The organism is Peptoniphilus sp., from assembly GCF_050943655.1.
GTDB lineage: Bacteria > Bacillota > Clostridia > Tissierellales > Peptoniphilaceae > Peptoniphilus_A.
Genome location: NZ_JBMNPQ010000027.1, coordinates 1 through 20,406 on the forward strand (window position 1 = coordinate 1; position 20,406 = coordinate 20,406).

17 protein-coding genes are annotated in these 20,406 nt (G+C 35.9%); all 17 read right to left on the reverse strand.

The features are described from left to right. Positions 1-1,052: 1,052 nt before the first annotated feature. Complete coding sequence (locus ACOX6R_RS04025) at positions 1,053-2,408, reverse strand: PFL family protein (RefSeq protein ID WP_433447486.1); 1,356 nt, start codon at positions 2,406-2,408, stop codon at positions 1,053-1,055. Between the two features lie 12 nt (positions 2,409-2,420). After that, positions 2,421-2,690: an ACT domain-containing protein gene (locus tag ACOX6R_RS04030; protein WP_433447488.1), complete on the reverse strand. Its 270-nt coding sequence runs from the start codon at positions 2,688-2,690 to the stop codon at positions 2,421-2,423. Positions 2,691-2,827: 137 nt separating this feature from the next. Then, positions 2,828-4,774 (reverse strand): S-layer homology domain-containing protein, encoded by a 1,947-nt coding sequence (locus ACOX6R_RS04035; protein WP_433447490.1) that lies wholly within the window; start codon positions 4,772-4,774, stop codon positions 2,828-2,830. Between the two features lie 2,085 nt (positions 4,775-6,859). Then, positions 6,860-7,543, reverse strand: coding sequence for a V-type ATP synthase subunit D (locus ACOX6R_RS04040; RefSeq protein ID WP_433447493.1), 684 nt, complete (start codon positions 7,541-7,543; stop codon positions 6,860-6,862). Continuing rightward, positions 7,543-9,003 (reverse strand): V-type ATP synthase subunit B, encoded by a 1,461-nt coding sequence (locus tag ACOX6R_RS04045; RefSeq protein ID WP_433447495.1) that lies wholly within the window; start codon positions 9,001-9,003, stop codon positions 7,543-7,545. The genes ACOX6R_RS04040 and ACOX6R_RS04045 overlap by 1 nt, the downstream gene beginning before the upstream one ends. Continuing rightward, positions 8,996-10,768, reverse strand: a complete 1,773-nt coding sequence (locus ACOX6R_RS04050; protein WP_433447497.1) for a V-type ATP synthase subunit A — start codon at positions 10,766-10,768, stop codon at positions 8,996-8,998. Before ACOX6R_RS04050 ends, ACOX6R_RS04045 begins: the two co-directional genes overlap by 8 nt. 12 nt (positions 10,769-10,780) lie before the next feature. Beyond that, positions 10,781-11,092: a V-type ATP synthase subunit F gene (locus ACOX6R_RS04055; protein ID WP_433447520.1), complete on the reverse strand. Its 312-nt coding sequence runs from the start codon at positions 11,090-11,092 to the stop codon at positions 10,781-10,783. After that, a complete protein-coding gene (locus ACOX6R_RS04060; RefSeq protein WP_433447499.1) occupies positions 11,082-12,071 on the reverse strand; it encodes a V-type ATP synthase subunit C in 990 nt (329 codons plus the stop codon). The genes ACOX6R_RS04055 and ACOX6R_RS04060 overlap by 11 nt, the downstream gene beginning before the upstream one ends. Before the next feature lie 10 nt (positions 12,072-12,081). Beyond that, the gene (locus ACOX6R_RS04065; protein ID WP_433447502.1) at positions 12,082-12,636 is read right to left on the reverse strand and encodes a V-type ATP synthase subunit E; all 555 of its coding nucleotides are present in this window, start codon (positions 12,634-12,636) and stop codon (positions 12,082-12,084) included. A gap of 8 nt (positions 12,637-12,644) precedes the next feature. Beyond that, on the reverse strand, positions 12,645-13,115 hold the full coding sequence (locus ACOX6R_RS04070; RefSeq protein ID WP_433447505.1) for a V-type ATP synthase subunit K: 471 nt from the start codon (positions 13,113-13,115) through the stop codon (positions 12,645-12,647). Positions 13,116-13,124: 9 nt separating this feature from the next. Further along, positions 13,125-15,065 (reverse strand): V-type ATP synthase subunit I, encoded by a 1,941-nt coding sequence (locus ACOX6R_RS04075; protein WP_433447508.1) that lies wholly within the window; start codon positions 15,063-15,065, stop codon positions 13,125-13,127. Further along, complete coding sequence (locus ACOX6R_RS04080; RefSeq protein WP_433447523.1) at positions 15,052-15,378, reverse strand: hypothetical protein; 327 nt, start codon at positions 15,376-15,378, stop codon at positions 15,052-15,054. The genes ACOX6R_RS04075 and ACOX6R_RS04080 overlap by 14 nt, the downstream gene beginning before the upstream one ends. 477 nt (positions 15,379-15,855) lie before the next feature. Next, positions 15,856-16,650: a carbon-nitrogen hydrolase family protein gene (locus ACOX6R_RS04085; protein ID WP_433447510.1), complete on the reverse strand. Its 795-nt coding sequence runs from the start codon at positions 16,648-16,650 to the stop codon at positions 15,856-15,858. Positions 16,651-16,664: 14 nt separating this feature from the next. Continuing rightward, the gene (locus ACOX6R_RS04090; protein WP_433447512.1) at positions 16,665-17,537 is read right to left on the reverse strand and encodes an undecaprenyl-diphosphate phosphatase; all 873 of its coding nucleotides are present in this window, start codon (positions 17,535-17,537) and stop codon (positions 16,665-16,667) included. Between the two features lie 101 nt (positions 17,538-17,638). Next, positions 17,639-19,156 carry an alkyl hydroperoxide reductase subunit F gene (ahpF, locus tag ACOX6R_RS04095; protein ID WP_433447514.1) on the reverse strand — a complete coding sequence of 506 codons (1,518 nt, stop codon included), beginning with the start codon at positions 19,154-19,156 and terminating at the stop codon, positions 17,639-17,641. After that, positions 19,156-19,725, reverse strand: a complete 570-nt coding sequence (ahpC, locus tag ACOX6R_RS04100) for an alkyl hydroperoxide reductase subunit C (protein WP_433447517.1) — start codon at positions 19,723-19,725, stop codon at positions 19,156-19,158. Before ahpC ends, ahpF begins: the two co-directional genes overlap by 1 nt. A 535-nt stretch (positions 19,726-20,260) precedes the next feature. Beyond that, on the reverse strand, positions 20,261-20,406 hold a 146-nt coding region (locus ACOX6R_RS04105; protein ID WP_433447526.1), incomplete at its 5' end, for an integrase core domain-containing protein.

Here is a 20,406-nt window from a genome sequence, read left to right on the forward strand (position 1 = left end):
AGTTATCAACAGATTTTGTTTTTGAAAAATTGTACTATTTTAGTGCAATATAGTCTTCAGAATTATAGTTTTGGTTTACAAATTTTAAATATTAATGAGATTTAATTATTAGATACTTTTAACTATTGTTAAATTTTTTGTAATTATTTGTTTAATTGCACAAAAAATTAGCATAACTTTTCAATATGCTTAAAATTCTTTTATTTAATATTAATTATACATTTATTTTTCTATGTTATCAATTGATATTCAAGTATTTTAAATAAATACAGCCATTACTATTTGGACGTCTCATAGGTTTTTATTATTACAATTAAGTTATGGTTCAAAGTATTATTTTAATGTTTTAAAATATTTTTATTTGAGAAGTTATTGAATTGTTTATTTAAGGTAATTTAGTGGAATTAGGATAGTGAATGTTTTAGGTTTTTTGTAAGGGATAAGGTTGCGTATGAAGTTTTAGATTTTTTATTATTGTGTTTTAAGTTTAAGATTTATGAATCAAGTGTTGAGGATAGGAGTCAAGACGATTAGGCTGTTTCTTCTGAAGATGCAGATCTTTCGACTTCAAAAATCCTCTCGGATTTTTTCCGCTCAAGATGACGAGTAGTAGGTGGTTTAGTTAATATGATGGGGCTGTTCCGAACGATCGTGATGACGAGCAGTCGACAACAGCGAGTGTAGACAATTTCGTTAAGGTATCAGGAAAAGACCATTTCCAACGTCATCCTGAGCGGAGAAGGAGCACAGCGACGACGAAGTCGAAGGATCTGTAGAGTCGCGGGAGCGATGTGTTGTCGTTTTAGTGATACAGAGTTTAGGAGTCCTCCTTTAGGCTATTTCTTTAAGACGATGAGGCTGTTCCTCCTAAAGGTGCAGATCTTTCACCCTTTCGGGTACACGGCGACTCGAGCAATGCTCTCGCTCAATATGACGGATGTAGACGTTGTGACTTAAACTAATCTTTACCCTATATTATCTTCACATCAAGTAGCAAGACTACTCCAACAAAAAAGGACTACCGATCACTCGATAATCCTTTATACTCATATTTAGTTTTTAAAACTGTGCACTGGTGCTGGTATTTTGCCACCTCTATTTGCGAAAGCTTCGCAGCTACCTTCGTGCACTGGCATTATTGGTGCTGAACCCAACAGTCCTCCGAAGTGTGCTTCTTCGTTTACGTCTTTTCCTATTACTGGAATTATTCTAACGGCCGTTGTCTTGTTGTTTATTATTCCAATCATGGCCTCGTCGGCAATCATCGCTGTTATTGTTGAGGCTTTTGTGTGACCTGGTATTGCAATCATGTCAAGTCCAACGGAGCAGACTGATGTCATTGCTTCCAGCTTATCAAGTGTAATCTTTCCACTTCTTGCTGCTGCAATCATTCCCTCGTCTTCACTTACTGGTATGAATGCACCGCTTAGTCCTCCTACGTGGTTGGATGCCATGATTCCGCCTTTTTTCACCGCGTCGTTTAAAAGTGCAAGGGCAGCTGTTGTTCCGTGGCCTCCCACTGTTTCGATTCCAATTTCTTCTAGGATTCTTGCGACGGAATCTCCAATTGCTGGTGTTGGTGCAAGTGAAAGGTCAATTGTTCCAAATGGGACTCCAATTTCTTTTGCAACTTCTCCACCGATAAGTTCTCCAAGTCTTGTGATTTTAAAGGCAGTTTTCTTTATTACTTCGGAAAGTGTGTTGAAATCCTTACCTCTAACTTTTTCTATTGCATATTTTACAACGCCAGGACCAGATACCCCAACGTGAAGGACTGCATCGCCCATTCCCACGCCGTGGAATGCTCCTGCCATAAATGGATTGTCTTCAACTGCATTTGCAAATATTACGAGTTTTGCACAGCCGATTGAGTCGCTGTCCTTAGTTTTTTCTGCAGTTTCTACTATTATTTCTCCCATTAGTTTTGCGGCGTCCATGTTAAGACCCATTTTTGTGTTGCCCACATTAATTGATGAGCATACATAATCTGTTGTTGAAAGGGCCTCTGGTATTGATCTTATTAGTTTTTCGTCAGCTTCTGTCATTTCGCCCTGAACTAGTGCAGAAAATCCTCCAATAAAGTCCACGCCAATTTCTTTTGCAGCTTTATCCAAAGTTTTGGCATACTCTACATAATTGTCGTCTCCACTTGCTCCTGCTATTAGTGCAATTGGTGTTACTGAAACTCTCTTGTTTACTATTTCAACTCCATATTTTTTTCCGACTTCATCTGCTTTTTTTACTAAGTCCTTGCCCAAAGTTGTTATTTTATTGTAAATATTTTCGCGTGTTTTTTCTCCGTTGCTGTCGATACAATCGAGTAGCGAAATTCCAAGAGTCACCGCTCTTATATCAAGATTTTCTTCGTCGAGCATACGGACAGTTTCCAAAATTCTATTTTTATCCATATTCTTCTCCAATTAAATTTGATGCATCTTGTCGAATATTCCTTGGTGTTGAACTCTTATAGAAAGTCCAAGTTCATCGCCTAGCTTTTCATAAGCGTCAACAACTTCAGGAAACTCTGCATTCATTTTTGACAAGTCCACAACTACAATCATTGTAAAATAATCGTCCAATATTGTTTGTGTAATGTCTATGATGTTTAAGTTAAACTCTACCATCTTCTTTACGACTTCATATACAATCCCAATACGGTCGATACCAACTACTGTAATAACTGCTCGCATAAAGCACCTCCATAAAAATTAATCTTATTATACCATAATTTAGTGCGTTGGAGGGATGCTGTTTAATTTTATGCCTTAACTATCTCTTTTCAAAATAAAAAAGATCGGACTATGCCGATCCTTGTTCTTATTTTTATTTATCTATCTGTGCGACTTGCTTCCATTATTTCGTAGTAAGCCCAGTGGTTTTTGTTTAAGTCCTTGTACTCTTTAAACATTCTGCTGTCTTTTTTATCTATTTTTCTATCGAATAATCTATTTAACATAGTTGCGATTTCTGCTCTTGTTATTTCTCTATCTGGTTTAAAGGTGCCGTCTTCGTAGCCTTTTATTCTGCCGTTGCCAAAGATTTGCCCTATTGCAGCTTCGTATTTGTGGCCTGCAATGTCCTTAAATGGTGCTTTTGCGTCATTCTTTTTGTCAATGTGAGATATCATCTGTGCAAGTTCTGCCCTTGTTATGTTTTCGTTTGGTCTAAAGTGCTCTCCCATTTTTTCTTCTAGGATTCCAGCACTATATGCTGCACTTAAATATGAGTTAAACCATCCATTTCCATCGGCATAAATTTCTTTTGACTTATCTTGTGAATATCCCATTAGTCTTGCTATCATTGCAACAGCCTCTGCTCTTGTTACATTGGCATCTGGCCTTATTGTTCCGTCACCATAGCCCATTAGATATGATGACTTTCTTGAGTCTCTTTTTGTTTCTTTGGCAATATTTTTATTATTATTTTTTAATTCTTTTTTGTCTTGACGTTTTTTGTCGTCTTTTTTGTTTTTATTTTTATTAATTTTTTTGTTTTCTTTTTTAATTTCGTTCTTGTTGTTGTTTTTGTTGTTATCTTTTTTGTTGTCTTCTTTGTTGTCTTTGTTATTGTCTTTTTCGTTGTTTTTATTGTCGCTATCTTTTTTGTTGCCTTTGTTATCTTCTTTTTTGTTTTCTTTTCTAATAACTTTTTTGGCTACTAATTCCTCTTTTGAAATTTTATCTGTGGAACCATCTTGATATAGGATAGTTACATTTCCAAGGTCATCAACATTTACATTTGTACCTTGTGGGAATTTATTTAGTGCTAAAATTTTATTTTTTACTTCTTCTCTTTCGACGTCTGTTAGCTTATTTAAGTCTAAAACCAAAACTTTGTCTTTTGGAATAATTACATCTGTTTTGTCGCTTGTATTTGCTTTTACAGTTACTGGAATTTCTTTTTCAATGAACCCAAGCGTAGATCTTGAAAAGTCCTGATAAAAATAAGTTACTGTTAGTTTTATCTGTCTTTCTTTTTCACCTTTTCTCCAGTCAGTAATGTTAGCAGTTCCAACTAATCTGCCGTCACCTGCTATGCTAAGTCCGTAAGATGAAGATGTTGAAGCAAGGTCTAACTTACCTTTTAGTAGAAGAGCAATTGTGTTTTTTGGTACAGGTTTGCCGTTTTCTACTTTCAAGTCGTCAACTACTTTTATGTCAATATCTCCTGGAGTTTGGTCTGTTATTTTGTTTGAATTTTTACTTTGTACAGTTACGACAAGGTTGTAGCTTCTACGACCAATATCATTTTGGTTTGTAATTATTATCTCGTCATTTTCTTTTAAATTTATTGAATCAGGTATAGGAACTAAAATATATTTTTCTCCATTTATAATTTCTGAATCTAAATTAGTTACTTGTAAGCCTTCAACAATGGTCCATGTTCCAGATAATCCAATTATTATAGGATTTGCTCTTGGGAATTTTACATTTATATATTCCACAACTCCCTCAATTTCTTTAATTTTTAGAAATTTGTCGCCCTCGAAAACATCTTGTGCAAAGGGGTCTGGAACACTTTGTGTATCTATTCCATCTTCCAAGCCATCTGCCATTTTAGTTTCAACATTAACTATATCTCGTTCAATAAATTTTAAGTTAGCATCAGTCTCGCCAAGATTTGTATTAGCACTTGCAAATACTGGTGAAAAAAATAAAGTGAAACCTATCACGCAGGAAACAAAACCGATTGATAATTTTTTCATGCCATATTTTGGACACTCCTTAGCATTTTCTTGTGCTATAACTTGTTTAATTTTTTTGAATCTTTCCATAAATCACCTTCTATTTTTTTGTTGTTTTTATTATAAATAATAACTATTACTTTTAGCAAGAATTATTTTTTGGGTTTTTATTACTTTTTTATTACAGGGTTGTGGTTGTGGTGTTGGAGTCTTATAGAGTGAGTGAGTTAGTAGGGCTATGGTTTTTTATATTGTGTGAAGAACACCATCGCAGACGGAGCATGAGGAGCAATCGAACGGATCTGTAGGGTTGTGGGAGCGATTTGTTTTCGGTTTTTCTAATACCCAAACTCGTCATCCTGAGCGGAGACGAATGCGAAGCATGAGGCGCAGTCGAAGGATCTGTAGGGTTATGGGAACGATGTGTTTTCGTTTTGATTTGAAAGTGTTCTGAAGTCTCTCCTTTAGGTTATTTCATTAAGACGATTAGGCTGAATCTCCACAAGGTACAGATCTTTCGACTTCAGAAAATTCTTGTGAATTTTCTTTCGCTCAAGATGACGGGAGAGAGGTTATTTAATTAAAACGATTAGACTGTTTCTCCACAAGGTGCAGATCCCTCGGCTGTCGCTCGGGATGACGGTAAGAAGTTGGTGACATATGTATAAACATCGCTCGATGACTTTGCAGACTCTTCGACTCGCTTCGCTCGCTCTGAATGACGGGGTGTAGAGGTCATGGCTCAAATAGGTCGTTACTGTGCCTATAAGTTATCTATCTTATGTGAAAAACAACTTTGCGGACGTCATCCTGAGCAAGGAAAATTTATTTTCCGCGTCGAAGGATCTGTAGGGCTTTGGGAACGATGTGTTGTCGTCTTAAAACGACAGAAGTTTGATGTAATTTTCTCCTTTAGGTTATTTCATTAAAACGATTAGGCTGTTTTTCCACAAGGTACAGATCCCTCGGCTGTCGCTCGGGATGACAGGAAGAAGGCGGTGACATATGTATAAACATCGCTTGATGACTTTGCAGATTCTTCGACTCGCTTCGCTCGCTCTGAATGACGGAGTGTAGAGGTCATGATTCAAATAGGTAGTTACTGTGCCTGTAGTTTATTTATATTATGTGAAAAACAACTTCGCGGACGTCATCCTGAGCAAGGAAAATTTATTTTCCGCGTCGAAGGATCTGTATGGTTGTGGGAGCGATGTGTTGTCGTCTTGAAACGACAGAAGTTTGAAGTCTCTCCTTTAGGTTATTTCATTAAAACGATTAAGCTGTTTCTTCAGAAGGTGCAGATCCCTCGGCTGTCGCTCGGGATGACGATAGAGAGGTTTTCTAGTCAAGACGATTAGGCTGAATCTCCAGAAGGTACAGATCTTTCGACTTCAAAAATCCTAAAGGATTTTTTCCGCTCAAGATGACGGGAAGAGGTGACGACAAATACTTAGGCTGTTTCTCCACAAGGTGCAGATCCCTCGGCTGTCGCTCGGGATGACGACAGAGAGGTTTTCTAGTCAAGACGATTAGGCTGAATCTCCGGAAGGTACAGATCTTTCGACTTCAAAAATCCTAAAGGATTTTTTCCGCTCAAGATGACGGGAATAGGTAACGACAAGTGCTTATGCTGTTTCTCCAGAAGGTACAGATTCTTCGACTCGCTTCGCTCAATCGTGGTGACTGTGTATGTGGATCATTTGATGTTTAAATTTTTATCGTGCCATAATTCTTTCTAAATTCTTATAAATAGAAAAAAGGATATGTCAGGGGAACGTTACTTGGCCTAGCGGCCTTGAGCGGTTCCTCTGACATACCTTTTTTCGTTTAATTTAATTTTATTTTATTTTTTAGTTCTCTGTAAGTCTTTATAGTCAAAACGATTTGGTTGTTTCTCCAGAAGGTGCAGATCCCTCGACTGTCGCTCAGGATGACGATAGAGAGGTTTTCTCGTCAATACGACGAGGCTGTTTCTCCGGAAGGTGCAGATCCCTCGGCTTTCACTCTGAATGACGGAGTGTAGTGGTCATAATTCCAATAGGTCGTTACTGTGCCTATAGTTTATCTGTCTTAAATGAAGAACACCATCATTAATGTAATCCAGATAGATTATTTCTCCATACAAAAAAGATCGGAATAATCCGACCTTATTTGCTAATTTTAACTTCCGAAAATTTACACCAAAGCCTTGTTTATTTTCTCCGTCTTTGGTTCTTTTGTTTCTTCTTTTGAGATTATATCTTTTACTTTCATAAGTCTTGTGATATTTGCTCTCTCGTTTTCGTCAAGCCTTGCTCTTATATATTTTATTGTGTCTTGAAGATCGGGTATTGTCTTGTACTCCAAGGCATTTACTCTTCTTCTTGTTTTTTCTATTTCGTCTGCCATAAGCTGAGCTGATTTTTCTTTTTGTGCAAGTTCTAAAAGCTCGTCCATTACTTCTGTAAGGTTTTCTATGGCTTCGTCAAGGTCTGCTGTTGTCTGTGCGTATCCGTATGGATATTTTGATGCTTCTTCAGATATTTTTTCTGTCTTAAATTTCATCTCTGGCACATTTACAGACATTACGTTTTTGATTTCGATGTCAACTAAAGTCTTCATCGTTGGAAGAGATACTGCTTCTTCAAGCATTTGTGGGCTCATTGATGCTGATGCCATTAGAAATGCTTTAAAAGCGTCCTGTAGTTTTTCTTCAACTTCTTCTCTTAGCTTTTTGTTTTCTTTTATAAGGTTAATGAATTGCCTCATGAGCTCGTCTTGCTTGTCTTTAAGAAGTTTGTGACCTCTTGTTGATGTTTCAAGTCTGCCCTTTAGTATGGTCAAATTCATTCTTGTGGGATTTATATTTAGTTTAGCCATTATAATCCCTCGTTTTCTAATTCTTCTTCCTCAATTTTTTCTGTTTCTTCTTTTGCAAATTCGTCTAAATTACTTGCATCGTCTTTTTCTTTATTTTCTTTGTAATATCTTTCGATTAGACTATCGTCGATTCTCTTTAGTTCTCTCTTTGGTATTAGTCCAAGTAATTCCCAACCGATGTCAAGTGTCTCTTCGATTGATCTATTTGTTTGGAAACCTTGAGATACATATTTTTCTTCAAATTTTTCGGCAAATTTTGCAAAAGCTTTGTCAGTTTCTGTCAGTGCAGTTTCACCAAGGATTGCAGATAATTCTTTTGCCTCTTTACCTGCAGTGTATGCTGCATAAATTTGGTTCATTGTATCTGCGTGGTCTTCACGAGTCTTGCCCTTGCCGATACCTTTATCTTTAAGTCTTGATAGTGAAGGTATGGCATTAATTGGTGGCTCAAGACCTTGTTTATATAGTTCTGTTGAAAGAATTATTTGTCCTTCTGTGATATATCCTGTAAGGTCAGGGATTGGGTGAGTGATGTCGCCCTCTGGCATTGTAAGGATTGGAATTTGTGTTATTGATCCATTTCTGCCCTTTATTTTTCCAGCTCTTTCGTATATTCCTGCAAGGTCAGTGTATAGATAACCTGGGTAACCACGTCTTCCTGGTACTTCTTTTCTTGCTGCAGATACTTCACGAAGTGCTTCGGCATAATTTGTCATGTCTGTCAAAATTACAAGCACGTGCTTGTCTTGTTCAAAGGCAAGGTATTCTGCACAAGTTAGTGCCATCTTTGGTGTTGCAAGTCTTTCGATTGCCGGGTCATCGGCAAGGTTTATAAATAAAACTGATCTATCTATGGCGCCAGTTTTTGTAAGGTCGTCGATAAAGTACTGAGCCTCTTCAAAGGTAATTCCCATTGCCGCAAATACTACTGCGAAGTCTCCACCAGAAAGTACTGTGGCTTGACGTGCAATTTGTGCTGCAAGCTCGTTGTGTGGAAGTCCTGCTGCAGAAAATATTGGAAGTTTTTGTCCCCTAACAAGTGTGTTAAGCCCGTCAATTACAGAAATTCCTGTTTGAATAAATTCTGATGGGAAGTCACGAGACACTGGGTTTATTGCTGTACCGTTGATGTCTATTTTTTCTTTTGGAATAATTTTTGGTCCGCCGTCCATTGGTGTTCCAAGTCCGTCAAAGACTCTACCAATCATGTCTGGAGATACTCCAAGTTCTAGAGGTTTGCCCAAAAATCTTACATTTGTGTCTTGTAAGTTGATTCCACTTGAGCCTTCAAAAATTTGAACCATGGCCTTGTCACCTTCGATTTCGATAACACGACCACGTCTTCTCTCTCCAGTTTGAAGTTCAATATCTACTAGTTCTTCGTAGGTAACTCCTTCGACGCCTTCTACAGCCATAAGAGGGCCAACTACTTCTGTGACTGATTTATATTCTTTAAGCATCTTCTTCGGCACCTCCTACTTCTAATTTTTTAAGTGACTTATCAATTTCTTCTTTTATGCTGTCAATTTCTTCTAATTTTTCATTGTCGACGTATTTCATTCTGGCAATACTCTCTTTAACATCAAGTCCTTCAATTTCGTTAAAGTATGCACCATTATCTAGTGCTTCCAATGATTTGTCGTAGAAATAAAGTATAGTGTCTAGCATCTTGTATTGTTTTTCTAGCGGACAGAATGTGTCAACGTCGTGGAAGGCATTTTGTTGCAAAAAGTCCTCTCTTATTGACTTTGTAATGTCAAGTTTTAGTTGGTCAACTTCAGAAAGTGTGTCACGTCCAACTAGACGCACAACTTCAAGTAGTCCAATTTCTTCTTGCAATAGTGCCATAGCTCTTTTTCTGTGTTTAGAAAAGCCTTCTTTTACATTTTCGTCTAAATATTTATCAATCTTTGACTGATATAGTGAGTATGAATCTATCCAGTTAATTGCTGGGAAGTGACGTTGATAAGAAAGGTCGTAGTCAAGCTTCCAGAATATTTTTACAATTCTAAGAGTATTTTGTGTAACTGGTTCAGAAATATCTCCTCCTGGAGGCGATACCGCACCGATTACTGAAAGAGCTCCTTCTCTTTCTTCTTTGCCGTTTACTATTACACGTCCTGCTCTTTCGTAGAACTCTGCAATTCTTGATGCAAGGTATGCTGGATAACCTTCATCACCAGGCATCTCTTCCAAACGTCCACTCATTTCACGAAGAGCCTCTGCCCAACGTGATGTAGAGTCTGCCATCATGGCAACAGAATATCCCATATCGCGGAAATATTCTGAAATTGTAATTCCTGTGTAGATAGATGCTTCACGGGCAGCTACCGGCATATTAGATGTGTTTGCGATTAAAACTGTTCTCTCCATAATGGACTTGCCAGTTACTGGGTCAATTAGTTCTGGAAATTCCATCAGTACGTCAGTCATTTCGTTTCCACGTTCTCCACAACCTACATACACAACGATTTGTGCATCGGCCCACTTAGCAAGTTGGTGTTGTACTACAGTTTTTCCTGAACCAAAGGGTCCCGGTATTGCCGCAGTTCCTCCCTTAGTTATAGGGAAAAATGTATCTATAACTCTTTGTCCTGTAACTAGAGGTTCTTTTGGGTCAACTTTTTTTGCATAAGGTCTGCCTCGTCTTACAGGCCATTTTTGCATCATAGTAAGTTCTTTGTCGCCGTCTTTTGTTTCTAGGACTGCAACTGTATCAACTACTGTAAAGGATCCACTTTCAATACTTTTTAGTTTTCCATCTACGCCATTTGGCACCATGATTTTATGTGTAACTACATCAGTTTCTTCAACTGTTCCAATTACATCTCCAGCTACAAGTTCATCTCCAACTTTTGCAACTGGAACAAATTCCCATTTCTTTTCTCTATTTAAGGGGTTTACTGTAACTCCTCTTCTTAAAAAGTCTCCGGCTTCGTCTTTTAACATTTCAAGAGGTCTTTGAATTCCGTCAAACATCTCTTGCAACATCCCAGGTCCAAGTTCAACAGAAAGAGGTGCTCCTGTAGTATAAACGTCATCTCCAGGCCCAATTCCAGTTGTCTCTTCATAAACCTGAATAGAAGCTTTATCCCCTCTCATTTCTATAACTTCTCCTATTAATTTATCCTTAGATACTTCTACCACGTCGTAGACATTGGCATCTTCCATGCCCTCTGCCACAACAAGTGGTCCGGATACTTTAATTATCTTTCCTGATTTCAATAAAGCTCCTCCTTAAAATATATTGGCTCCTACTGCCTTTTCTGCGTTCTTGTTTAGTTTTTCCATTCCAATTCCGAGGCTGCCTTTGTTAGATGGTATTAAAATAATTGCTGGTACAAGGCGCGCGTCGTATCTATCGATAGTGTTTGGAATTTTGGCAGCTAATTCTTCTGTAACAAATATTACTCCATAGTCCTCTTTTGCAAGTTTATCTATAGTAGCTCTTGCATGATCTTTTTCATAAGATACAAATACATCGACTCCCACTGCTTTAAAGGAAAGGACTGAGTCTTTATCTCCAATTACTGCAATTTTATACATAATTATCACGCAACTTTCCTCTGATAAATTCTTTGTCGAGTCCATTTAACTTTGCAACTAAAACTATTCGTAGATTTTTGATTTCCATTTCCTTTGCAAGTGCAAATGCAAAAATTACTTCAGGACCAAAGGTAGTGTATTTAACTTCCTTTATTAAATCTACAAAGAAATTGTCCATTTCAAGTTCAAAATCTGTAAGAGTTCCCTTTTCTTTGTAATTTTCAAGGCCCTTCTTGACATATTTATAAACTTCAAGCTTCTTTAGAGTTTCGCTTTCGCCTACATCAGCTTTTAGAAGGTAGTAGTAGGAATCTTTTGCAATATTTCCTCCGTCAATTAGAACTTTGGATAAATATTCACTTCCTTCTCCCTCTGCCTTTACTCTAAGAAGTGTCCTTATATTAGTGAAGTCGATTAAGTTTTTTGCATATCTTATAAATAAATCAACTTCTGATTTTTCTGCAATTTCAAGTAACTCTTTAAAATACTCTTTGTCGAGATACACATCAATTATCTGTGGATTTTTTGTATCTTCGTAAAGCTTTTTAGCTTTTAAAAGCGTTTCTTCGTACTTATCTTTTGAAGACTCTTTTTGAAATACTTCTCTAAAGCCCTTTATATCAAAATCGCCTACATCGACATAAATGTGAGTAAAATCTTCTTTTTCAATTTCTTCTTTAACTAATACTTTTAAGTTGTGATAAAAATATTTTAAGCTCACCATATCAACTGGTGCGCTTTCAGGAGAAAGTTCATAAAGCATTCTGTAGGTATTTACAAGTTCTTTAGAAAGCATCTGTTCATATTTTGTAGGAGAGGTAAGTTTATTTATATATTCGTTATAAACTGTATCCGATAAAGCTCTAAGCGTATCTTCCAGTGATTCTTGTTCGGCAAGTCTAATAAAGTTTTCACTCTTTAGAAGCTTTTTTTCCTGGATTCTTATGCGAGTTGAACTTTGGATAAATTTATTTCTATCCATAAATTACCTCCTAATCCTTAAAGAGTTCTTCTGCTAAATATTTTTCTAAATCCTCTCTAGAAGATTCTAAAACATATTCAAAGTCTCCATTGTAGAGGATATTTCCCTTATGGAGCTTAAATCCATTTTCTACATCTTTATCTGAAATTTTAACTCCAAGGCCAGCTGATTTGACAGCTTCTTTGTATCTTTTTGGAACTTCGAGTTCATCATCTTCAGATAGTGTTACATCTTTTAAATTATTTTTTACATATGAAATAAAGTCTTCTTCACTTAAATTTTCAAGTTCCTTTAAAACTTCATTTAGTAGTTCTTGTACTTTTTCTTGTTTAGCTGAAATTATCATATCTCTGGCTTTTAACTTTGCTTGAGATGTTGAACGTGCGAGAATTTTATTTCTCTCATTGCGAGTGTCTCTATAAATCTGCGCAACTTTCTTGCGTCCTTTTTCCTTACCATCTTCAATGATTTCATCTCTTCTTTCTTCAGCCACCTTGATGATAACATCAGCCTTATTTTGTGCATCGTCTGTAATTTTAGCTAATATGTTATCTAATCCCTTCATAGTATCACCTATGCTCTAAATAGGATAAAGAAAGAAATTGCAAAAGCTAGAATTGCATAAAGCTCAACCATTACTGCAAAGATAATACCCTTTGCTTGTTGTTCTTCGTTTTTAGCTAGAATGTTTATACCTGCAACAGATACTTTACCTTGTGCAATTGCAGAAATAAGTCCTGCAAGACCTATTACAGCACCACTAGCCATGTACATAAATCCTGTATCTACAGGAGTATCTACTGATAATCTAAATAAAATAAATAGTCCGATTACGAAACCGTAAAGTCCTTGTGTACCTGGTAGAAGTTGAAGTACTAGAGATTTACCAAATTTTTCTGGTTCATCGATTACAACTCCTGCGGCAGCTTCCCCTGCCATTCCTACTCCTTTGGCAGATCCAGCACCTGCAAGTGCAACTGCTAAGAATATTCCAATTGATCCCATCATTAATCCGCCATATTGTGAAATTAATTCATTAAACATATTTTCCTCCTAGTCTATATTAAAATAATCTGATTTTTCTATCATTTTTTCAAAAGGTATGCCTCCACCTTCGTAGAACTTGTTAAACATCTCTACATAAGTTAGCCTTGCTGTATGAACATAGGCTGATAGGTATGAAAGAAATGCGTTGAACAGTTGGAAGGCAACAAATACAACTATTGCAAAAATTTTGCCTATAATTCCTGAGCCAAAAAGCATTCCGGCAATCATGTTAATTGCAAGTCCCAAGAAGGAACCTGATAATACAAGTGCCATAAGTCTTAGATAAGAAACGAAATCTCCAAGATAAGATGTAATACCATATAGAGAATAAATTCCCCATCCAATTTTTCCTGCTGTAGACTTTTCATTACGTCCACCAGTGGCTACAATTCCAATCATTCCAAGTATCATAACTATCAAAAATACTTTTTTATAAGGTGCAAGTGCTGCAATTGGTCCGCCAAGTAGCATTCCAATTATACCTATAAGTGACATGTACCAAAATCCAACATCATAAAGTGCATCTTTTGGTTTTCCATCTCTAATATTCATATATGCCTTGATTCCAAGTGCGAAGAAAATATGAATACCACCTAGTATTAGTGAAATTATAACTAGTAATGTTGAGTCCTCTGCGGGGTCTATTAAACTTGGCAGTTCAATAATTCCGCCAAAGAACGAACCAAATATTACACCAAATATTATTGTCGATATGGACAAATAATTAAAGAATTTTAAAAATCTTCTTTTTGATTCTGTCAAATTAAATTTCTTAAGTGCAATTAATGTTCCCAAAAATACTAATAAGCCGTAACCAAAGTCCCCGACCATTATTCCTGCAAATATAAAATAAAAAGGTGCAAAGAATGGTGTTGGGTCAATTTCATTGTACCTTGGCATTGCATACATCTCTGTCATTAGCTCAAACGGGCTGACAAAGGAATTGTTTTTTAATAAAATTGGAACTTCTTTTGAGTCTTTTTCAGCATCTTCGGCGCTTAGATAATAATTTTCGCCGCAAACTTTTTTAATCTCGTTCTCAAATTCTTTTAATTTATTTTCCGGCACATAACCTTCGATTAAATCAAGCTCTGCTGTCTTTAGGAATTTTTCCTGTGACATAATCTTGATTTTTTCGTTTCGATAAAATTCATAGGTTATTTTAAAATCTTCTAAATATTTTACATATTTTTTTAGTTTTTCATCAATTTCTTTATTCTTTTCAAAAAGAGCTTCTTTTCTTTTTTCGTAAGAGTTTATCTCTTCTGCCACGGCTTTTTTTGCCTTTATATTTACATTTGTAAATCCATAAGTCGCAAGCAATTCTTTGATATCATTTTCAATAGATGAGTCCGATATAATTAGGTAGTAATAATAATTTTTATCTTGTGAAACTCTATCGATATATGAAAGCTCAAGTTTTGAAATATCCTCTTCAAATTCTAATGCGTATTTAGATGAGATGGTTCCAGTGTAAACATTTACAGCTCTAATGCTTTCCAAATCTTTTATTGGAGATTCTATTTTCTTCCAAGGTCTCAACTCTTCTATTTTGGAGTCGATATTTTGTACTTCACTTTTGTTCTTATCTTTTTCTCCTAATAATTCTTTTATTTCTCCATCTATCTTTTCAAAAGGAAAACTCAAGGCGCGTTCTTCTAAGCTTTCTAGACTTATGTCTTCGACGCCCTCTTTTAAACTTTTGATCAAACTTTCTTTTTCTTTAAACGTAAGTAAAAGATCAATGTCGTCTTTAGATCTTTTCACCTTAGAGTCAATTTCAATAAGTTCTTCAGATGATCTTGGTCTTGTAAAATCTTCATCTACTTCATCGAAATTAGTTTCTACAAGATGCACATAATTAAACTTTTGAAATCTATCTAAAAGCTTTTTCCTATCTTCATCAAAAGTAAAGAGGCTAAATTTTTTCATTTTAACTATTGCCATTATTATTCACAATCCTCTCCACCACTGATTTTATCGATTCGCGGGCCTTATCGTCAGAGAAACTAAAGGATTTTTCAATTTCTCTTTTTGCTTCTTCAATAATCGGCTGGCTGTCCTTTTCGCCTTTTATCTTTGCTTTTTCCAATATTGTCTCGCGGTTTTCTTGGGCCTGTTGAATGAATTTATCATAGGCCTCTTTGGCATCGACCTTAGCAGACTCAATAATCTCCTTGGATTTTGAGTTCGCATCATCAATGATTTTTTTAGCATCTGCCTCAGAGTCTTTTACTCTTTTAACAGCATCTGTTGACACCAAATCACCCCCTATAAAGAACTAAATTAATTATATCACTAATATATATTTAATAAAAGAATATCCTTAAAACTTATTAATAGACTAAAAGGATATTCTAAAAATGTGATATAAGGTTAACTAAATAATTGTTAACCACGGATAGATATTTTATACCCAAATTATCGTCCTTTTATTTATGAAATTTCAACTTAGCTTATAAATTATTGACATATAGAAAATAAAAAACAGCTGGATTTCTCCAACTGTCAAATAATTAAAAAAATAGCAAAGCTCTAAAGAAATCTTATCCTATGGAAGAAATTGTAGAAAATTCAACTTGAAGCAAATCGCCCGAAAATCACACTGTTTGAACGAAGTGAGTTTGTGATTTTCAGATTTGCAAAAGTATGAGATTTTCCAATTTCTGTAATGAGATAAGATTTCTTGAGCTTTGTCTATAGCATAACAGTTTTAAAAAAACCAACTGTCAAATGATTACATCTTTCTTTCGCGCCTAGATCTATCTAGTGGCATGTACTTCTTTTCTTTGTCGATTACTTCTTGTTTTAGCTCCACAATTTTTATTCCAGGATCTTCTCCCATGTCAAGAATAACCTTGCCGTTTGGCTCAACTACAAGAGAGTGAGCGTATGCATTTCTTGAAAGTCCCTCGTCGCGCGCCATTGCAGGTGTCACAATATAGACCTGATTATCAATTGCCCTAACTCTATTTAGAACATGATAAGCGCTCTCTCCCGTTCTTAGTGAAAAAGTTGAAGGCACAAATATAGCCTCAGCTCCCAAGTTCTTTAGAGCTTCAAACATCTCATTAAATCTAAGGTCAAAGCAGATGGCAAGCCCAAAGTTTCCATACTCTGTTTCAAACACTCCAAGGCTTTTTCCTGCTGTAATCGTATCGGATTCGGAAAAACCTTCAATGTCGAAGAGATGAATTTTTGAATAGGCATGAATTTCTTCGCCCTCTCTATTAAAAACGAAGGCTCTGTTATAGACCTTATCTCCCTTTCTTATTGGAATAGATCCACCAACTAAATAGACGTCGTTATCTATTGCGGCCTTTTGCATTGCAAGATAGCTTTTGCCCTTTTCTTCTTCAGCAAAAACTGGAAAATATGAATTTTGATAAGGGCAGTTCCACATCTCAGGAAGTGCAACTACATCTGCACCAAGTTCTGCGGCTCTTTTAACTTTATCGACCATATTGGCGATATTTTCATCTTTATCATCAGTCGCTTTTAGCTGTACAACTCCAACCTTAAAATCTTTCATATTTCCTCCCTAAATCAAATAATATTAAAAATTCCGAGTATTAAAATTAATGTACCAAGTATTATTCTGTAAATTCCAAATGGAATAAAGTCGTGTTGTCTAATATACCCCAAAAATTTCCTTATAACCACAATTGCAACGATATAAGAAACTACTCCTCCAAGTATAATTAAAAACCATTGCCATGCACTTAGGGCAAAGCCCATTTTTATAATTTTAAGAGTTGTAGCTCCAAGCATTGTTGGAACTGCCAAGTAGAATGAAAACTTTGCAGCACTTGTTCTAGAACATCCAACGATCATCGCCCCAATTATTGTTGCAGCAGAACGTGAAGTTCCAGGAACCATTGCGAGACACTGAAAAAATCCGATGGCAAGGGCAGTCTTTAGTCCTATGTCATCAAGTGTTTCATATTTAAAAACTTTATTCTTATTTCTCTTTTCCATAATTATAATTACAATTCCATAAAACACTAGAGCTATTGAAACTGTAGTTGTGTTGAAGAGATAGGCATCGATTAAATCGTCGAGCAAAAATCCAAATACTGCAGCAGGAAGAAATCCCACAATTATTTTTGCAATAAGACGCATTGTCGCCATGTCTCTATATTTAAATTTCTCTTTAAAGCTTAGAGAATTAAATTTTTCTTCACCAATTTCCGGCACAAGTTTTTCCTTGGCAATTGGATTTATGTCGTAAAAATATAAGTAGACAACTGCCAAAATTGCGCCAAGCTGTATAATTACGTTAAAGGCGTTAGAAAATGCCTGTGGCTCAAGTGTTATAAATGAGTTTGCTATAATCAAATGTCCTGTTGATGATACAGGCAAAAACTCCGTAAGTCCTTCAATAATTCCAAGTATAATAACTTTTAAAATATCTATCATATCAACCTCCGTCATTTATTATAACATTTTTTTAAGATTATAAATAAAAGAACGGATTTTTTTGCATAGAAAAAGGAAGAACCAAAGTCCTTCCCCATAGATTATTTTCTCATTAAATAATTATATGTAGATAGTGCCGCCGTTGCACCACTACCCTCTGCAATAACTATTTGTTTATATAGTGAGTCTGTGCAGTCACCTGCAGCATAAACTCCATCTATATTAGTCTCACCTGCGGCATTTGTGATTATCTCACCGCGTTCGTTTTTATCTAAATTTTTTGCCCAATCAGTTATCGGCACAAGTCCAACTTGTATGAAGCATCCTTCTATATCTTTTTTAATTAATTTCCCATTTTCACGATCTTCATATTCAATACTTTCTACTTTTCCATTTCCTTTTAAAGCCGTCGTCCTTGCGTTTGTGATAACTTCTATATTTTTAATTTCCTTTAGTTTTTCTTGGAGCACATCATCTGCATTAAGATGCGGCAAAAATTCAAGTAAAATTACTTCTTCTGCCATATTTGAAAGGTCAATTGCAGACTCAACGCCTGAATTTCCTCCGCCAATTACGGCAACTCTTTTTCCTTTATAAAGTGGGCCGTCGCAATGTGTGCAGTAGCTTACTCCCTTGTTTCTAAATTCTATCTCTCCAGGAATTCCAATTAATTTCCACTTGGCACCAGTTGCAACTACAATAGTCCTTGCAGAAATTTCTCCACCATCAGTTTTAACTTTAAGTGGCGAGCCTGAGGCAATTTCAAGAGCTTCCACATCGTCATAAACTTTGACTTTGTATTCAGTAAGGTGACTTCTCACATCTTCCATATACTTTGGCCCTTCGGTGTATTTTATTCCCGTAATATTTTCGATTCCCAAAGTGTCCTCGACTTGTCCGCCAAAGTCCTTTGCAATTATTGCCACATCGAGTCCCTTTCTTGCAGCATAAATTGCAGAAGTTGCTCCTGCAACTCCTCCGCCAATAACGAGCATGTCAAGAGTCTTTAAGCTTTCAAAATTCTTCGCTGACTTTTCGCCAGTTAATTTGTCTAAAATTTTGTTTAGGCTTATTTTGCCGTTACTAAAACTCTCTCCATTTAGAGTTGTAGCAGGAACAGCCATGACTCCAATCTCTTCAACATAGTCGGTGAAAAAACTTCCATCAACCATGGTGTGGCTTATTTTTGGATTTAAGACAGACATTATATTTAGTGCCTGTACAACTTCGGGACAGTTGTGACAAGTTAGACTTACCACAGTTTCAAAATTATATTCTTCGTCAATATTTTTGATTCTCTCGATTAATTTTTCATCAATTCTTGGAGTTCTTCCTCCAACTTGAAGCATTGCAAGTATAAAGGACTCCAGCTCGTGTCCAAGGGGAACTCCCGCAAAAGTAATTCCACTTGCTATATCTGATGAAAGCATAAAGCTCGGTGTGAATTTTAATTTTTCTTCTTTTACAGAAATTTTGTCAGACAATTTTGCAATCTCTTCCACAAAATCTTCTAACTTTTTTGAATTTTCGCCTTCTCCTTTAGAAATAGAAATTACAACTTCCCTCTCGAGAAGTTGTAAATATCCTTTAACTTGTTCTATTAGCTTAGCATCAAGCATTAAATTTTACCTACTAGGTCAAGACCTGGTGTCAAAACTTCACCTGATTCTTTCCATTTTGCTGGGCAAACTTGTCCAGGATTTTCGCGTACAAATTGAGCAGCTCTTAGCTTGTCATAAACTTGACTTGCATCTCTTCCGATTCCGTCTGCATTTATTTCTACAGTTTGAATAACTCCATCTGGATCGATGATAAATGTTGCTCTTTGTGCAACTCCGCCTTCTTCATCTAGTACATCGAAGTCGCGAGTAATTGTCTTGTGTGAGTCAGATAGCATTGTATATTCAAGTTTTCCAATTGCTTCTGAATTATCATGCCATGCCTTGTGAACAAAGTGTGAGTCCACAGACATTGAGTAAACTTCTGCACCAAGTTCTTGAAGTTTCGCGTATTGCTCTTGCATATCTTCAAGCTCAGTTGGGCATACGAAAGTAAAGTCTGCTGGATAGAATAGTAATACAGTCCACTTTCCTTCAAAATCTTTATTAGTTACTTCTACAAATTCTTCCTTCTTTGGATTGTATCCCATAGCTTTAAACTCTGGAATGTGCTTTCCTATTTGTGACATAATACCTCCCGTAAAATTATAAAATATTTTTGGTTGTTGATACTAAATATCAACTGATACAAGTATAACATATATTTTAATTTTTGAAAACTGTTATCAGTTGGTTATCTATAACTATATCTTTATAAAAAATAAATGGAGATGAGTGGGGTGGAAAATAATATTTAATAAAATTTGTTTTAAAGATTGTGATGAAGAGGGGTTAAAGATTAAGTAGTTTTTTGGTTTTTATTTTATTTAATAGGGTTATTACATTAAATGAATTATAAATATATTAAAATGCTTCAAAAATTATTGGCACGGTAACGACCCATTTGAGTAATGAACCTCGCACTCATCATTCCGAGTGAGCAAAGCGAGGGATCTGCAACTTGTGGAGAAATAGAATCGTCGTCTAAAAAAGCCTAAGAGAGACTCCTTTACACAACTTGGTCAAGACGACAACACATCGCTCCCACAACTCTACAGATCCTTCGACGCGGAAAATAAATTTTCCTTAAAGTGGTATACAAATTTAAAGAAAAAATAATGACAACTAATGACGCATATTCTTTTCTATCAAATATTCAATCGGCGTGATATATCCTATTGAACTATGAATCCTCTCATTATTGTAGTAATATATCCAATATTCTACTACTTTTCTATACTGTTCTTCGTTATAGTTTTTTGTATATCCTA

Bases quoted from the DNA above. Each gene is read 5' to 3' on its own strand.
- ACOX6R_RS04025 (WP_433447486.1), bottom strand. From the start codon at position 2,408: ATGGATAAAAATAGAATTTTGGAAACTGTCCGTATGCTCGACGAAGAA.
- ACOX6R_RS04030 (WP_433447488.1), bottom strand. From the start codon at position 2,690: ATGCGAGCAGTTATTACAGTAGTTGGTATCGACCGTATTGGGATTGTA.
- ACOX6R_RS04035 (WP_433447490.1), bottom strand. From the start codon at position 4,774: ATGGAAAGATTCAAAAAAATTAAACAAGTTATAGCACAAGAAAATGCT.
- ACOX6R_RS04040 (WP_433447493.1), bottom strand. From the start codon at position 7,543: ATGGCTAAACTAAATATAAATCCCACAAGAATGAATTTGACCATACTA.
- ACOX6R_RS04045 (WP_433447495.1), bottom strand. From the start codon at position 9,003: ATGCTTAAAGAATATAAATCAGTCACAGAAGTAGTTGGCCCTCTTATG.
- ACOX6R_RS04060 (WP_433447499.1), bottom strand. From the start codon at position 12,071: ATGGATAGAAATAAATTTATCCAAAGTTCAACTCGCATAAGAATCCAG.
- ACOX6R_RS04065 (WP_433447502.1), bottom strand. From the start codon at position 12,636: ATGAAGGGATTAGATAACATATTAGCTAAAATTACAGACGATGCACAA.
- ACOX6R_RS04070 (WP_433447505.1), bottom strand. From the start codon at position 13,115: ATGTTTAATGAATTAATTTCACAATATGGCGGATTAATGATGGGATCA.
- ACOX6R_RS04075 (WP_433447508.1), bottom strand. From the start codon at position 15,065: ATGGCAATAGTTAAAATGAAAAAATTTAGCCTCTTTACTTTTGATGAA.
- ACOX6R_RS04085 (WP_433447510.1), bottom strand. From the start codon at position 16,650: ATGAAAGATTTTAAGGTTGGAGTTGTACAGCTAAAAGCGACTGATGAT.
- ACOX6R_RS04090 (WP_433447512.1), bottom strand. From the start codon at position 17,537: ATGATAGATATTTTAAAAGTTATTATACTTGGAATTATTGAAGGACTT.
- ahpF (WP_433447514.1), bottom strand. From the start codon at position 19,156: ATGCTTGATGCTAAGCTAATAGAACAAGTTAAAGGATATTTACAACTT.
- ahpC (WP_433447517.1), bottom strand. From the start codon at position 19,725: ATGTCACAAATAGGAAAGCACATTCCAGAGTTTAAAGCTATGGGATAC.